Raw genomic sequence first — 16,165 nt, 5'->3', positions numbered from 1 at the left:
GTGCGAAGGGTAATTTTCGTGCAACAGATTTCCTTTTTAACTTGTTGATTTTTATAGTCTAAATATTTGTGTGCACTTTTATGGTTCTTGAAAGTAGGAAAAATCACACCGACAATTGCACCAAATAAGGGAGTTGCACCATATTGAAGCGGTCAATGAGTAGGTTCTGATGCAGGGAGCGACCGAAAACTATTTACTGTTCTAAAGGCTCAAAAACAAAAAAGCCCAGTGAAATGAATCACTGGGCTTTCTTTAGATATGTCGTTAACGCGTTAGCGCTACAGGTTTGGTCCTGTCGACGGGTTTTGCGGTAGGTTTTGACTTAAACGCTGCATACCTTGATACATGCGGATAAACCAAACCACAATCGCAACACCACCGAACAACATGCCTACATATGGAATGTAGTAAGCGATGTCATCGATAATATGGTTTTGATACCAGTAATCGTTCACACCAATTAACACGCCGTTTGAGGTTGCTACCGTTACGATAAGCACCACGAAGAACGTCAGGTTCAAGAAGAACGAGCGGATCAAACCGTAGTAATGGGTATCCACTACTTCGCCATCTTCGCCTTTGTCTAAACGGTAGCCTGCGTAGATAATCGCAATCACACCAGAGATAAGACACGTAAATGGTGTAAAGCAGCTTAGGATGTAAGCAACCCAAATACCTTTATGAGGTTTGTTCATTCTTATTCACCCCTTCCGTTTTCTCTGTTGTTGCGTTTGCGCTTTGTTCAACGCCGTTTTTCTCTTGTTCCATTACTTCGTTGTACCAAAGGTCATGGTGCTCTTTCGCCCAAGTCTCATCAACTTCACCGGTTACCATGCCTTCTAGTGCACCTTCCATACCGAACAAGCCGATGTAGATGTGGAACACAAAGCCACAGATAAGAATCAAAGCTGCCAGCATATGAACTAAGTTTGAAAGCTCCATATCACGACGAGTTTGACCGAAGATTGGGAAGTCCAATACCAAACCGCTGATCGCAGCGACACTACCCATTACGATAAGTAGCCAGAACAGCGCTTTTTCACCGGCATTTGAGAATTCTGCAGACGGGTGAGAACCTTTATGTTTCCCTACCATACCGCCTAATTTCAAGAACCACTGAATATCGACTTTCTTAAAGATCGACTTACGCCACCATTTGATAAGAACCGCCATCAACAGTACATAGAAAATCGGGCCGATGTAGTTGTGATACTGCTTAGCCAGTAGAACGATGAAGCCCCATAGATCAGTCGGGATATAAGGTTTCAAGAAGTGTTTACCGTAAACCAACATCAAACCACTGAACGCCAGTGTTAAGAAGGTAAACGCCATGCTCCAGTGCAATGCACGATCAAGTCGAGACCAACGTTTGATCTTACGGCCTGTTCTTGGTGCACTTAACATCAATGGGCCAATCACAACATACATAAGGGTTACGAAAGCAATACTGCCAAAGATAGCGACGGCACCGGCTGGTGACATCCACTTCTCTTTCAATATGTACCACGTTTGACCTGGTGTACTGATTAACACACCGTGCTCAGCCGATTGAGATGTGGTGTAACCTTCTTCACCATTTCTTACTTGTCGCCAGAAATCGGCACCCGCAAGTTGTGTGATCTCTCTTTGAGCAGAGCTTGTTTGAGTTTGTGATGAGTTCGTCTCAGATGCATGACTCATAGGAGAAAGCATTGTTAGTGCTGCCAACATCGGCAGCACAACAAGGAAGAGACGCTTAAACATTGTAAGCATATGTCTCTCCTACTTAGCTCTTAGTCGCATCGTAAGAAAGGTCATTGCCGTCTGTCCAACCTGCACCTTTCGCACCACGCTCAACAACACGCTGACGGAAAACATCAGAAACTTTCTCCGCGTCACCCGCTAGCAGTGCCTTAGTTGAACAAAGCGAAGCACACATTGGCAGTTTGCCTTCAGCAATACGGTTCGCACCGTATTTTTGACGCTCTTCAACAGAACCTGGCTCTGTTTCTGGGCCGCCAGCACAGAAGGTACACTTGTCCATCTTACCGCGCTCACCAAACGCTTCCTGTTTAGGGAATTGAGGTGCGCCAAACGGACAAGCAAACAAGCAGTAACCACAACCGATACACAGATCTTTATTGTGAAGTACGATGCCGTCTTCTGTATGTTCAAAACAGTCTGCAGGACAAACGGCCATACATGGCGCATCAGTACAGTGCATACACGCTACTGAGATTGAGTTTTCACCTGGTTCGCCATCGTTCAGTGTTACAACGCGACGACGTTGAATACCCCATTCCAGAGCATCATCATTTTCATTCTTACATGCAGTGACACAACCGTTACATTCGATACAACGCTTGGTGTCACAAAGAAATTTCATTCTAGCCATTTTAAGACTCCTTACGCTTTACGAATATTACAAAGGGTTACTTTCGTTTCCTGCATCAACGTGACAGGGTCATAACCGTATGTGGTTGCTGTGTTAGCAGCTTCACCAATAACGTAAGGATCAGTGCCTTCTGGGTATTTAGAACGCAAATCTTCGCCTTGGAACTTACCACCGAAGTGGAATGGGATGAATGCCAGACCCGGTTTCACACGACGTGTAACCATCGCTTTCACCTTAATACGGCCCTTCTCTGCACCCTCAACCCAAACATCGTCACCGTCTTTAAAGCCGATGTCGTTTGCATCTTTCGGGTTCACTTCAACAAACATCTCTTGCTGTAGTTCTGCTAGCCAAGGGTTAGAACGGGTTTCTTCACCACCACCTTCGTACTCAACCAAACGACCAGAGGTCAGGATAATCGGGTATTCGCCAGATTTGTCTTGCTCTTGAATCGACTTGTAAAGCGTAGGAACACGGAAGATAGCTTCTTTGTCGTCCCACGTTGGGTAATCAGCAACGAGGTCGCGACGTGGAGTGTAAAGCGGCTCACGGTGCAGTGGTACACGGTCTGGGAATGTCCAAACAATCGCACGTGCTTTCGCATTACCAAATGGGATACAGCCGTGTTTAATTGCCACACGTTGGATACCACCTGAAACGTCAGTCTTCCAGTTTTTGCCTTCAGCAGCCGCTTTCTCTTCTGCCGTTAGATCATCCCACCAACCCAGTTGTTTCAGTAGTTTGTCACTGAACTCTGGGTAGCCGTCTTTGATCTCACAGCCTTTCGAGTAGCTGTCTTCTGCTAGTAGGCTTTGACCTTCAAACTCAACACCAAAACGAGTACGGAAGTTACCACCACCTTCAGCAACCGTCTTAGACGTATCGTAAAGGATGTGTGTACCCGGATGTTTCATCTCTGGTGTGCCCCAACATGGCCAAGGTAGACCGTAAGTCTCGCCATTTGCTGGCCCGCCTTCTGCTTCTAGAGACGTTTTGTGGAATGTGTGCCAATTCTGTTGGTGTTCTTTCAAACGCTCAGGGCTTTGACCTGTGTAGCCGATCGTCCACATACCTTTGTTGAATTCACGTGTAATATCTTCAATCAGTGGTTGGTTGTTCTCAACACGGATGTTTTTGAACAGCTGATCAGAGAAACCAAGCTTCTTAGAAAGCAGGTACATGATTTCGTGGTCAGGTTTAGATTCGAATAGAGGATCAACAACCTTGTCGCGCCACTGTAGAGAACGGTTTGACGCCGTTACACTGCCGTAGGTTTCAAATTGAGTGGTTGCTGGAAGCAAGTAAACGCCATCTGTTCGATCGTTCATTACTGCTGCGACTGTTGGGTATGGGTCAACGATAACCATCATATCCAGCTTCTGCATCGCCTTCTTCATCTCTGGACCACGAGTCTGAGAGTTCACCGCGTGACCCCAGTAGAACATGGCACGGATGTTTTCGCGCTGACGAATCTTGTCTTTGTCTTCAAGTACGCCATCAACCCAACGAGATACAGGAATACCTGCACTGTTCATTGGTTTTTGACCACCGTATGCGTTGTCGTCGAAACGGCCTTTGATCCAATCAAAGTCGATATCCCAAACTTTCGACCAGTGACGCCAAGAACCTTCAGACAAGCCGTAGTAGCCAGGAAGTGTGTCTGACAGTACGCCAAGGTCAGTTGCGCCTTGTACGTTATCGTGACCACGGAAGATGTTTGCACCGCCACCAGATTTACCGATGTTACCTAGCGCAAGCTCAAGTACACAGTAAGCACGTGTGTTGTTGTTACCAGTCGTGTGTTGAGTACCACCCATACACCAAACGATACAACCCGGACGGTTTTCAGAAAGTAGTTTCGCGGTGTGGTATACGTCTTTTTCACTAACACCAGTTACGCGTTCAACTTCTGCTGGGTTCCACTTCGCGACTTCTTCACGGATCTCGTCCATGCCGAATACACGTTGTTTAATGAATTCTTTGTCTTCCCATTGGTTTGCAAAGACGTGCCATAACACACCCCAGATAAACGCAACGTCAGAACCTGGACGAAGAGAAACGTAGTGATCTGATTTCGCAGCAGTACGCGTACGACGAGGATCCGCAACAACGATCTTACAGTTGTTCTTCTCTTTCGCGATCAAGATGTGTTGCATCGCTACTGGGTGAGCTTCTGCTGGGTTTGAACCAATGAACAGCATCGATTTACAGTTGTGCATGTCATTGAACGAGTTTGTCATTGCACCGTAACCCCAAGTGTTCGCAACACCGGCTACTGTGGTTGAGTGACAAATACGCGCTTGGTGGTCAACGTTGTTGGTGCCCCAAAGCGAAGCCATCTTACGGAATGCATAAGCTTGCTCGTTACTGTGTTTCGCACTACCTAGGAAGTAAACTGAATCAGGGCCAGACTCTTTACGAAGTTCTAGCGCTTTGTTACCGATCTCTTCAATCGCTTGTTCCCAAGAAAGCTTCTTCCACTTACCGCCTTCCAATTTCATTGGGTACTTAAGACGACGTTCACCGTGGCCGTGCTCACGAAGTGCTGCACCTTTCGCACAGTGTCCACCAGCGTTAAATGGGTGATCGAATGCAGGCTCTTGACCTGTCCATACGCCATTTTGAACTTCAGCGTAGATACCACAACCCACAGAACAGTGAGAACAGATAGTACGTTTCACTTCTGTTTTCGCTTCTGGATCGACTGATTTAGCCTGTGCTTTCTTCATCATACCTGGTGCAAATAGACTTGCGCCTACCACTGCGCCACCAGCAGCTAATGAAGTGTTTTTCATGAAGGCACGTCGAGACACACCTAGCTGATTGGTTTCTTTGCTCACACTATCGGAGCGTTTGACAAGTTTCATCCGTTATCTCCTAAAGTGTGTCGTAGTAATCGCGAATGTGTTGCGTCTCACGATACCCTGTCTTCTTCACGTCTTCTTTCGAAATTTCAACAGTTTCTGAAGCGGTTGCCACTTTAGTTGTACCAGCGACAACGGCACCAGCAACGGCTGCAGTCGTCAAGCCTTTGAGTAGATCCCTACGGCTTGTATTTATATCTTTATTATCTTTCATCATTGCTTCCTTACCTTACGGTAGATCTTTTTTTGGAGGCTTAATGCCCCTCTATCGATATAATCGCGTACTGCTCGATTACTCGTAATCAGTGACGTTTTTCACATCAATCTTTAATTTGTGCTTACTGCTTTTTGTATTCACGCTAAAACGCACTTGTTCTAACGTTAAGAATGCTTCACACAGTTGAGCGGCCGATTTGTAGAAGTTCGCGCTTTCTGCCCCTTCAAGCTGACGCGTGAAAGAGTTAAACCAAGGGCCAAGGTGCTTATTGAATACCGCCTGTTGTAGTGCTTCTTCTTCAGCCGTTAGCATAGCCATCACTTCACACAGTGCTGCGATATGATCTTCTGGCTCTTTCACTTGATCGTCACGCTCAATGCCTAACAGCTCTAAGTCATGACGAATCTCTGCCAATGGTTTTTCCATCATGGCGCCCGTGCGATGCCAAGAACCAAATGGAACGACCTCGCCACGACCAATGCCGATGAACAAATCTTGATATTCGTCTTCAAGCGCTTCACGGTTTGATTCTGTTGCCGCTTGTTGAATGGCAATCCAAGCCTTTTGCATAGCGCTTTCAGACGCTTCAATGTCTAGCGTTTTTAGAAAGTCGATCACCTCTTCAGAAGGTGCGCTGCGAAACAGTGCGGATAGAACCAAATAGATCTCAGTTCTTAGTGTCTGTTCTTGTGCCTGATCCAAATTCGTTTCCAAGGCTAACTCCTAGTATTTCAATTGTTTCAATGGGTCTTGAGCCATTGAATCGAACATATCCACCACACGGCAGTCTTCACACATAGCAATACGATTAATCGCTGCTTCATCTGAAAAGTGAGAGTGACCGCGTAACTTGTTCTGTAACATGTCAATCATAGACTGAGGTGCGAATGGTTTATGGCAACGTACACATTCCGCAGCTTTCTCTTCATGAATCACAACTGCTTTTTGACGTTCTTCTTTTACCCAGTTCATACGAGGCGTAAGAGTCAGAACATTTTCAGGACATGCCTTTTCACACAAGCCACATTGAATACAGTCTTGTTCTACAAATTTAAGTGATGGAGAAGCCCCGTCGGTATGAAGTGCACGTGTCGGACACACAGCCACACAGCTCATACATAACGTACAATCTTTGCTATCACACGAAACGTTGCCGTAAGGTGCGTTTGACGGAAGCTCAACAATATTTTCAACAGGAATACGAGCTGAAGACATCGCATCAAGTGCTGTAAATAGACGTTGGCGCTTGTTGCCTTGAAGATCGCCAAGTGCAAGGTCGAATGAATCCACACAAAGTGTTGGAGGCCCTTCACGTAGAGATTCTAAGTACAGAATATCGATGGTTTCTTTTGGAATACCGATTTGATCTAGTAGTTCTTGTGCAATCCCTACTTCGTTATTTAGAACACGAATGATCGTTTCTGGCATAAAGCGGGATGCCGCAAACAGAACTTGAGTCGCGCCATTAACTAATGCTGCAAACCAAGTATCGATACCAATAGATGGCAGTTCTTCTACGACAATTGGAATCACGTTATCTGGTAGCGCTTTAAGAGCCATCACGTTGTAAGTTTCATGACGTGAGCTACAGATAAGTACGATTGGATCCAGACCACCCGCTTGCTCATAGTTAGCTAGCGTACGTTCAATGAATTTTTGAGTATCGTCAGGGTTAGGTAATGCGTAAGAGATAGCTTCTGTCGGACAGCTCGTTGCACAAGTACCCACGCCTTGACATAGGTAAGGGTTAATCTCGATCTTATGACCCGTCTTATCTGAGCCTTCACTTGAAAGCGCGCCAGCAGGACAAGCATCAACACAACGCTCACAACCTTTAACACCACGAGAACTGTGTGCACATAGGTCTGTGTCCAAACGGAAGAACTTAGGCTTATCAAACGTGCCCATTAACGTAGGAATTTCTTCTAACGCTTCAGCTAGTTTTGGATAACCACGACCTACTGGGTAATAACCAGGAACAGGCACTTCTTCAGTCATGCAGCTATTCAGACATAAGTCCAAAACCACATCAAAACAGTCATGATTGATTGCTACTTTTGCAAGGTTATTGGTTAGGCCTTTGTTTTCGATTAGAACTTCGAACGTACCAAGGAACCCTGAAACCTGAACAGCATTTGCGTAGTAAAGCTCTGACTCAGTGTTGGTCGCTTTCGCACCGTCTGTTGAAAGTAGTGTCAGGCTTGTTAACTGAGGCAATTGCGCCGCAGCACTTTCGATGATCGCAGTTGGACCAATAATTAGCGTATTACCACCACTTTCATAACTTACTGTCGGTGGAATTAGGTTTGTTAACTCAACGGTATTCTCAAACGCATACAGCCTCGCCTTTGCGTTATTTGAAGTTGCTTGTTCTAATAATTGTTTAAGCATTGCTCAGTTCCATTTTTGGATATGGATAATCTGTTCAATCTTCATTGTAGTTAGCGTTGGAGAACTTGCTGAGTATTCAGTTAACAACGTATGGTCTCGTTAACTATTCATTCACTCATCAAGTTTACGCGAGTTATCTACAAAAAAGTCGATAATGGACTAGTTTTAGCAAATGCCGTGCCAATTTAATAATTCAATATTTTCAATGGATTAGATTAAATTTAAATCGATTTTGATAATAAAAAAACCGCTTGGGACATTTTGTCGCAAGCGGTTCATTGAGTGTTTAGTCAAAATGTACCTATTCTTTGTGTGGTATATTTTGTCCCACCTCTTTTGGGTCATTTTCGATAGCATCGGTGTCGAAACCAACCGGTACTGTGTTTTTATACAGTTCTTTTTGTTGTCCCGTAATTTCGTCACTTTCAACAAGATCTGATTCCGCGTCTTCAGCGTTGCTCACTGAAACTTCTTCTTTATTTTCAGTAACTTGCTCTTGTTCGCTTGACGTTTCTTCTTCTGCCTTCTCTTTTACCCAATCACGTAAGCTTTCAGCGACACCTTCAGAAAGTGACTTAAGATTACTATAATCGTCATCGTAATCGTCTAAGCCATCACGTACGTTAAACTCTTCTGAGAGAAATAACTTACGTAATGCGGCTTTTTTTACGCTTTCTGATGCTTCTGATACCAATAATTGAGCCATAGACAGCTCTTCAGTTGCCTCTGATGCCGACTCTTTAGTGTCACCTGACTCTCCTAAAGCGTTAGTTGGCTCGATAGGAGCTGGGTCATTTGGTGCGAGTTCTTCAGCAGAGGTGGGTGTTTGAGAAGCAGACTCAGGAGAGGTAACCGAGGTTTCCTCAAGAGGCTGTTCAGCTTCACGCGCTTTATCAGTCGATTCATCGAGCTTTCGTTGAGACCAACGGCTAAAAAAGTTAGTTGCCATTAGAACGACCTGCCCCTTTACGCTTCTTGCGTCTCGCTTCTAATAATTCACCATGACGACCGATAAAGGCTTCCATCCACGCTTGTACAGGTAAAGGCATGTCGTAAGACAATACTTGGTTATCTCCGTCCATGTACTGGCCTGCGACTGTTTGTGACGCCGTCAGTAATTGAATAATAGGCTTACCGGAGTCAACATTATCCATAACTAAGAATAGCTTAGGTTGCTGAGAGCTTAGATTGAAGCGGTAGTCGGTACGTTCGTCTTTGTGTAACTGGAGCAAACATACGTCTGGGGTTTCATGTTCAGGTGATAATTCAAAACCGATGAGTTCCCATTGAGTCGTTACCCAAATGCCCGTTTTGATCTCTTTCTCTATTCTTTGGACACCTATTGGCCAAGCTGATTCTGTTTTTTCGTAGTGTTCTTGGAATTCTTTTATCTCAGACATACTGCACCCAATTGATTTTCTTTATTCTGATCGTACGTAGGACATTTTGTACTTCGCATAATCATATACCCTCTACAAAGCAATAAACACGCCAATACATTTTAAGTCCTGCTCCGTCTTTAGTGCGTTTGTCGTAAAGTTACCCCTATAACGTTAGTCGATTGCGCTGGTTTGAGACAGTTAGTCTCGGTGAACTCTCATATTTTGCGCTATTTTAATCGAATGCTTCATGTTTTCTCGAATAGCCGCTATTTTGGAATGAGAATTGCTAAATGCTTGAGTTAAAGCTAAGAATGACTAAGTGACAGATAACGCATGTATTCTAAAGAGTCGTATGATGACTCTTGCCTAACTTCTTATCCCTTATAATCGCTATCTCATTAAGTAGGACGTGACTGTGGTAAAACCAAACATAATAAAAACCAGTGAAAACCCACTTCAGACCATCGAAGTTGAAGTGTTTGATGAATATGGCGAAAAGCTAACGAAACAAATTGCGTGCGAGCGCCCTCTTACCGTGATGTTGAACTGGAAAGAGATCGTAACGCTGATGACATTAGGCTCACGCCCAGAAGCATTAGTCTTGGGTTACTTGAAAAACCAAAGCTTCCTGTCTGATCCAGAAGCCGTTGAATCAATCATTATCGATTGGGAAACCAGTTCTGCAGCGGTTATTACTAAAGAAGATACGAGCCAACTTGAACAAGCACTGAAGAAGAAGACCGTAACGTCTGGCTGTGGTCAAGGTACCATGTATGGCAACGTGATGAAGCAATTGGAAGATTACCAAGTGCCTCAAACCAAGATTAAGCAATCTGAAATCTATACGGCTCTAGAAGCGCTGACTCATTATAACGACACCTACAAGAAAGCGGGTGCGGTTCATGGCTGTGCTGTTTGCAAAGACGATCAAGTGTTGTCGTTTGTGGAAGATGTAGGCCGTCACAATGCGGTTGATACCCTAGCGGGTGAGATGTGGCTTAACAAAGAAGATGGCGGAGATAAGATCTTCTACACCACAGGCCGCCTAACGTCTGAAATGGTGATTAAGGTAGCGCAGATGGGAATCCCTGTTCTACTGTCACGCTCTGGCGTCACACAAATGGGCTTAGATTTAGCTCAGAGGTTCGGCATAACAACGATTGCTCGTGCTAAAGGCTTGCGCTTCCAAGTGTTTACTGGTGCAGACAAAATAGATTTCGATGTGAAAGGCGAGCAGTAAACGTAAAGTTAACTCGTGCTTAGTTAATTTGTTATGGGTGCAGTATCAGCTGCACCTTTTTTATATTCTTCAGTTTTTAGACCAATCTAGCCCCTAGCCAAATTTACTTTCTAATCAAATACCCTCCCACTGATCGCTTAAACACCCTTAGTTTGTTCTTATGTTGAACACTTTTCTATCTCATAAACTATTCCATCATTCTTGTTAAGTTTGATTGAACATTAATTTCAAAATTACTAGATATACCAAACGTTAACAATTCTTTATCTTGTGCTCCGTGAACAGAACGAAGCACGCACCCAACGTGCCGCTTGGCGAAAGTTTCACTTCTTTGAATGCTCACATCAAAGAAAAACGAATAAGAAACAAAGAATTGGATAACAATATGAAACAGCCATTAAAAGCACTCGCGTTAGCGCTCGGATTGACGTTAGCAGCAAACAGTTATGCCATCGAAGTGAAACCTGTTGATACCGATTTCACACTTCAGATCCTTGGTTCGGGTGGTCCTATCTCGGATGACCTACGTGCATCTTCAGGAGAGATCATTTGGTGGAAAGGAAAGTCACGCATCATGATTGATGCCGGCGGCGGTGTTTATCTTCGCTTCGGTCAAGCAGGCGCAAAGCTTGAAGACTTAGATTTTATGGGGATCACTCACTTTCACACCGACCACGTAAATGACGTTCCTGCGCTACTTAAAGGTGGCTATTTCTTTGAGCGTGAAAAGGCATTGGAGATTTCAGGCCCAGCCGCTGGTTCAGCCTTCCCAAGCCTAAATGGTTACTTCGCAGCGAACTTTGACCCTGACCACGGCGCATACGCTTATCTTGCTGGCTTATACGATGGAACCGATGGCCTATTCCCAGTCAACCTTATCGATGTTGATTACCAATCGACAGTGCCAACCGTCGTTTATGAAAAGGATGGTTTGAAGATCACCGCTCTGGGTATCCCTCATGGTGATGTGCCTTGTCTCGCTTACCGAATCGAAAGTGAAGAAGGCGTGATGGTGATTTCAGCAGACCAAAATGGTAGCAACCCTGCTTTCTTAGACTTCGCTCGTGGCGCTGACATCATGATGATGCCAATGGCTATTCATGAACAAGCCGATGGTGTTTCTACCTTCATGCACGCTAAGCCTTCTGTCGTTGGAAAGATTGCTCAAGAGATCAATCCGAAAATGTTGGTGCTCAACCACTGGATGGGTTTAGGACTCAAGCTTAAATCAGAATCTGTGAAAATCGTTCGTGAATACTACGATGGGCCAATTATGTCTGGCCGCGACCTCGCAAGCTTCCCTATGTCTGCCGTAAAGGAGAAATAATATGAACAATAAAATCGCCCTTTCAATCGCAATTACTTCTGCAATTAGTCTTCATTCTGCGATGGCATTTGCAGATACGCCACCAGAAGCGCCCGTTGAGGCAAAAGCATCATCTGGTCATGGGGGCAAATGTGCAGCCGGTAAGTGTGGTACCGAAAAACGTTTCGAAAAGGCTGAACTTACTAGCGACCCGCAAGATCGCCTGGTGCGTGCTCGTGATGGTAAGTGTGGCTTAACGGCTGAAGGTATTTCACCGAGTAAAGAACGCATCATATTGGCGAACAGCAAGGTAACAGGTGGAGTATGTGGCCAGTAGAAACACATGAAACTAAAGCGTTAAAAACTAAGGCTCTAGCATCAAATAACCGAGCCCTTTCAAGTAGAGAGTTAAACCATAAAGTGCGAACTATTCAGAATACAGACAAAGGCATTGGATTACGCAGTGAGCACATAGAACTGCTCGCTCGTTCCCCAAAGCACCCTGATATCGATTTCCTGGAGCTAGCACCAGAGAACTGGATGAGTTTAGGCGGACTAAAGCGTGAACAACTACAGGATATAGCGAAGCAATACCCTTTGATCGCACACGGTTTAAGCTTGTCTATAGGGGATTGCCAACCGCTAAATACGAAGTTTGTTCGTCAAGTTGGTCAATTTCTCGATGAGTTAAATATCGAGGTGTATAGCGAACATTTAAGCTTTTCTCGCGATAACCAAGGGTATTTGTATGAACTGTTACCCGTGCCACGTCGAGCGGAAAATATCATCTACTTAGCAGACAGAATTAAACAAGTCCAAGACATCATCCAACGTCCTTTGGTGATGGAGAACATCTCTTATTACCATAACTACGGACAAGAGATGCTTGAGGGTGAGTTTATCGCTGATATTGCTGAGCGTAGTGGCTGTGAGCTGCTTGTCGACATCAACAACCTGTATGTGAATAGCCAGAACCATCATTTCGATGCGGCTGAGATGATCAAGACGCTGCCAAGTGATGCGATTCGCTACTACCACATTGCTGGGCATCTTGTAGAGAGTGACAAATCGCTGCTAGATACCCACGGTAAGGAAGTACAACAGGCTGTGATTGACCTGGCACGTTATACCTTTGCACTTCATGGCAGCAAGCCTTTGTTACTCGAACGAGACAACAACGTGCCTCCTTTGGTTGTGCTGACAGAAGAGCTACGAGATGTACACAGTCAGATCTTGGATGCGGGTGTAACTCATCGCCCTATCGAGCAGGAGTTGTCATATGCATAACCCACCAAGCTCAATGGTAACGCAAACACAAGCTTTGGCCGCATTGATACGTTCGCCTCTTGAAGACAATACCGTGTGTCGATACAGCGAATTCATTAGAGATAACGTGTTTGGGGTATTAAACAACACCTTCCCGTTGTTTTGTCAGCAAGTCGATCAAGACCAACTACTGATATTGGTGGATGAGTTTGTGGTCGTGCATTACGCCTCTGAGCCGGAGTTTCACCATATCGCGACTGAGTTTGTCAGCTTTATTCAACGCCGAACCGAAGCCATGTATGGCAGTCGCTTGACCGCAGCCCACGCTCTATCAACAGACCACTTGGCAGTTCTTGAATATGAGTGGTGTGCGTTTTGCGTTGAGATTGATTCAACAGAAAAAGTGTTACCTGTTACGTGTACATGTGACGTTCGAGAGGATGGACAACAGCTTCAGTTAGGGCTGTCAGTGAATCAAACAATGAATCTCGTTCAGGTGCCTTTCCTGATTCATGGTGAGTCACTGACGTTTCTGACACAAAGGCGCCACCCGGTGTATTACGCGATGTACCGAGACTCAAACCAGCGCGTTAATACCATAAAACTTAGAGAAATCGATGTTGCGATTATCCAAATGATCCAACAACAGCCAAATCAATCTCTAGCCAATACAAAACAAATAATTGCTCAACAATTGGCGAGATTCGAGTTTATTAATTGGGTTGAACACTTCAGTGACATTGAGCTGATTGGCGTTCACTCTTTAGGAGAAAATTTATGATTAAGTCAGCCGTCAACTGGTACGACGCTATCGTCGAAAAATGCAAACAATACGATTACTTAGCACTGCTTTTGGTGCGCCTTTACTTGATTCCAGTGATTTATGTGGGTGCTCGTTCAAAGGTACTTGGCTTCTCAGGAACCGTTGCATGGTTTGGGGCTTCTGCAGCCGATGGAGGCCTTAACCTTCCCTTTCCTGAGTTACTGGCATTCCTAGCGGCAGCAACCGAAGTGCTTGGGTGTATCTGTATCGCGTTAGGTCTGTTTACTCGCTTTATCTCGATTCCAATGATTTTCATGATGAGCGTAGCGAGTGCAATGGTTCACTGGAAACACGGTTGGGATGCGATTGCGACTGGCGGTATGGAAGCGACCATTAGACTGAATGGTTTCATCGAATGGTTGTCTGTTAACTTCCCTGGTCGCTACAACTACATCACTGAGCTTGGCGACCCAGTAATGCTGAATAACGGTATGGAGTTCGCAGGCACCTATTTTGTCATGCTGTTGGTTCTTCTTGTCTTCGGTGGCGGTCGCTACGTAAGTGCTGATTACTGGCTACGTAAAAAGTTCTCTAAAAAGCAAGACAAAGCACTTCGTTGGTAATCAAACCCAATTACGTCTAACGCCATAGCGCTATATGTAACCTCCTAATTAGTTCTCTCTAATTATCATTTTATTTTCCATTATCTTACCCGTCACACACGTGGCGGGAAGGAGTTTTTATGCTTACAGATGTCGTCGATCTGTCGCGGTTTCAATTCGCGAGTACCGCGCTTTATCACTTTATATTCGTTCCGCTCACTATAGGACTCTCCTTTTTACTTGCAGTGATGGAATCGCTGTATGTCATGACCAATAAGACAATCTACAAGGACATGACTAAGTTCTGGGGTAAATTGTTCGGTATTAACTTCGCGGTTGGTGTAGCAACCGGCTTAACCATGGAATTCCAGTTTGGTACTAACTGGGCGTACTACTCTCACTACGTGGGTGACATTTTTGGCGCGCCGCTCGCGATAGAAGCTTTGATTGCGTTTTTCTTGGAATCCACCTTAGTCGGCATGTTCTTCTTTGGTTGGGACAAGTTATCTAAGCGTCAGCACTTGTCAGTGACTTGGCTAACAGCCTTAGGTTCTAACTTCTCTGGTCTATGGATTTTGATGGCCAACGGTTGGATGCAAAACCCTGTTGGTGCCGAGTTTAACTTCGAAACCATGCGCATGGAGATGACAGATTTCATAGAGGTGATCTTTAATCCTGTGACACAGGTGAAGTTTGTGCACACCGTTGCCGCGGGTTACACCACCGGCGCATTATTCATCATGGGTATCAGTGCTTACTACATGTTGAAAGGTCGTGATCTGCCGTTCGCTCGTCGTTCATTTGCAATCGCGAGTGCCTTTGGTATGGCTGCCATTGTTTCAACCGTGATGCTTGGTGATGAGTCTGGCTATGAGTTAGGTGATGTTCAGCAAGTGAAACTGGCCGCTATCGAAGCTGAATGGCACACTGAAGAAGCACCGGCCTCTTTCACTCTGTTCGGTTTCCCAAACCAAGAGACCATGGAGACAGACTACGCTATTAAAATCCCTTACGTGATGGGGATTATCGCAACGCGTTCTTTAGATACACCTGTTATAGGGATTCATGATCTATTAGCAAAAAATGAAGAACGAGTGCGCAGCGGTATCTTGGCTTATGGACTATTAGAAAAACTACGCTCTGGTGATAAATCACAACAAAATATCGATGATTTTGAATCGGTTAAGCACGATCTCGGCTATGGGTTGCTGGTTAAAAAATACAGTGACAACGTGGTGGATGCTACAGAAAGCCAAATCAAGCAGGCCGCTAAAGACACCATTCCTACGGTTGCCCCGCTATTCTGGAGTTTCCGAATCATGGTGGTGTGTGGTGTCTTGATGTTCGCGATCATTGGGCTTTCATTCGTCCAGATTTGCCGTCGTAAGATTGGGACGAATCGTTGGCTGTTGAAAGCAACCGTATGTGCGATACCACTACCATGGATTGCCTGTGAAGCCGGATGGTTTGTTGCTGAGTATGGTCGTCAACCTTGGGCTATTGGTGAAATCCTCCCAGTAAATATGGCGGCTTCAAACCTACCCGCTTCAAGTTTGTGGCTCTCTATTGCTTTGGTTTACCTCTTGTACACCTTGTTCTTAATCGTGGAAATGTTCCTGATGGTCAAGTTCGCAAAAATGGGCCCGAGCGCGTTAAAAACCGGCCGTTATCACCACGAGAGAACGCATACCGAGCCAACATCTTCTTTGGAATACAACACTACGAATCAGTTAGATAAATCTATTGATCTTCATTAAGGA

Annotated in this window: 16 protein-coding genes; 7 read left to right on the top strand and 9 right to left on the bottom strand. The window is 45.0% G+C overall.

The window, feature by feature from the left end:
* Nucleotides 1-278: 278 nt before the first annotated feature.
* The 9 genes from F0228_RS05850 to F0228_RS05810 form a co-directional block, all read right to left on the bottom strand.
* Entirely contained in the window at nt 279-695 is a 417-nt protein-coding gene (locus tag F0228_RS05850; protein ID WP_004742273.1) for a hypothetical protein, read from the bottom strand.
* A complete protein-coding gene (locus F0228_RS05845; RefSeq protein ID WP_061034045.1) occupies nt 679-1,752 on the bottom strand; it encodes a formate dehydrogenase subunit gamma in 1,074 nt (357 codons plus the stop codon). Before F0228_RS05845 ends, F0228_RS05850 begins: the two co-directional genes overlap by 17 nt.
* A gap of 13 nt (nt 1,753-1,765) precedes the next feature.
* Complete coding sequence (fdh3B, locus tag F0228_RS05840; RefSeq protein ID WP_004742271.1) at nt 1,766-2,374, bottom strand: formate dehydrogenase FDH3 subunit beta; 609 nt, start codon at nt 2,372-2,374, stop codon at nt 1,766-1,768.
* 11 nt (nt 2,375-2,385) lie between these two features.
* Nucleotides 2,386-5,241, bottom strand: a complete 2,856-nt coding sequence (locus F0228_RS05835) for a formate dehydrogenase subunit alpha (RefSeq protein ID WP_171731164.1) — start codon at nt 5,239-5,241, stop codon at nt 2,386-2,388.
* A 10-nt stretch (nt 5,242-5,251) separates the two neighbouring features.
* Nucleotides 5,252-5,452 carry a twin-arginine translocation signal domain-containing protein gene (locus F0228_RS05830; RefSeq protein ID WP_008217926.1) on the bottom strand — a complete coding sequence of 67 codons (201 nt, stop codon included), beginning with the start codon at nt 5,450-5,452 and terminating at the stop codon, nt 5,252-5,254.
* A 78-nt stretch (nt 5,453-5,530) separates the two neighbouring features.
* Complete coding sequence (locus F0228_RS05825) at nt 5,531-6,169, bottom strand: molecular chaperone TorD family protein (protein WP_017059621.1); 639 nt, start codon at nt 6,167-6,169, stop codon at nt 5,531-5,533.
* A gap of 9 nt (nt 6,170-6,178) precedes the next feature.
* Nucleotides 6,179-7,846, bottom strand: coding sequence for a 4Fe-4S dicluster domain-containing protein (locus F0228_RS05820; protein ID WP_061034048.1), 1,668 nt, complete (start codon nt 7,844-7,846; stop codon nt 6,179-6,181).
* A gap of 301 nt (nt 7,847-8,147) precedes the next feature.
* Entirely contained in the window at nt 8,148-8,795 is a 648-nt protein-coding gene (locus F0228_RS05815) for a DUF3306 domain-containing protein (protein WP_171731165.1), read from the bottom strand.
* Nucleotides 8,785-9,246, bottom strand: a complete 462-nt coding sequence (locus F0228_RS05810; protein WP_061034050.1) for a DUF3305 domain-containing protein — start codon at nt 9,244-9,246, stop codon at nt 8,785-8,787. The genes F0228_RS05815 and F0228_RS05810 overlap by 11 nt, the downstream gene beginning before the upstream one ends.
* A gap of 397 nt (nt 9,247-9,643) precedes the next feature.
* Between F0228_RS05810 and F0228_RS05805 the strand changes: the two genes are divergently transcribed.
* The 7 genes from F0228_RS05805 (at nt 9,644) to F0228_RS05775 (ending at nt 16,162) form a co-directional block, all read left to right on the top strand.
* Nucleotides 9,644-10,468, top strand: a complete 825-nt coding sequence (locus tag F0228_RS05805) for a formate dehydrogenase accessory sulfurtransferase FdhD (protein WP_171731166.1) — start codon at nt 9,644-9,646, stop codon at nt 10,466-10,468.
* 385 nt (nt 10,469-10,853) lie between these two features.
* Nucleotides 10,854-11,795, top strand: a complete 942-nt coding sequence (locus F0228_RS05800; protein ID WP_171731167.1) for an MBL fold metallo-hydrolase — start codon at nt 10,854-10,856, stop codon at nt 11,793-11,795.
* Between the two features lies 1 nt (nt 11,796).
* On the top strand, nt 11,797-12,111 hold the full coding sequence (locus F0228_RS05795; RefSeq protein ID WP_017630665.1) for a hypothetical protein: 315 nt from the start codon (nt 11,797-11,799) through the stop codon (nt 12,109-12,111).
* Between the two features lie 83 nt (nt 12,112-12,194).
* Nucleotides 12,195-13,061 carry a DUF692 domain-containing protein gene (locus F0228_RS05790; protein WP_116870623.1) on the top strand — a complete coding sequence of 289 codons (867 nt, stop codon included), beginning with the start codon at nt 12,195-12,197 and terminating at the stop codon, nt 13,059-13,061.
* Nucleotides 13,054-13,821 (top strand): putative DNA-binding domain-containing protein, encoded by a 768-nt coding sequence (locus F0228_RS05785; protein ID WP_171731168.1) that lies wholly within the window; start codon nt 13,054-13,056, stop codon nt 13,819-13,821. The genes F0228_RS05790 and F0228_RS05785 overlap by 8 nt, the downstream gene beginning before the upstream one ends.
* The gene (locus F0228_RS05780) at nt 13,818-14,426 is read left to right on the top strand and encodes a DoxX family protein (RefSeq protein WP_116870567.1); all 609 of its coding nucleotides are present in this window, start codon (nt 13,818-13,820) and stop codon (nt 14,424-14,426) included. The genes F0228_RS05785 and F0228_RS05780 overlap by 4 nt, the downstream gene beginning before the upstream one ends.
* A 119-nt stretch (nt 14,427-14,545) precedes the next feature.
* Nucleotides 14,546-16,162 carry a cytochrome ubiquinol oxidase subunit I gene (locus F0228_RS05775; protein ID WP_171731169.1) on the top strand — a complete coding sequence of 539 codons (1,617 nt, stop codon included), beginning with the start codon at nt 14,546-14,548 and terminating at the stop codon, nt 16,160-16,162.
* The last annotated feature ends 3 nt before the right edge of the window (nt 16,163-16,165 follow it).

The sequence above is a fragment of the Vibrio sp. 99K-1 genome (genome assembly GCF_013114585.1).
GTDB classification, from domain to species: domain Bacteria; phylum Pseudomonadota; class Gammaproteobacteria; order Enterobacterales; family Vibrionaceae; genus Vibrio; species Vibrio chagasii_B.
Note: the sequence above shows the minus strand (reverse complement) of the source record. Positions and strands in the feature narration are given on the sequence as shown.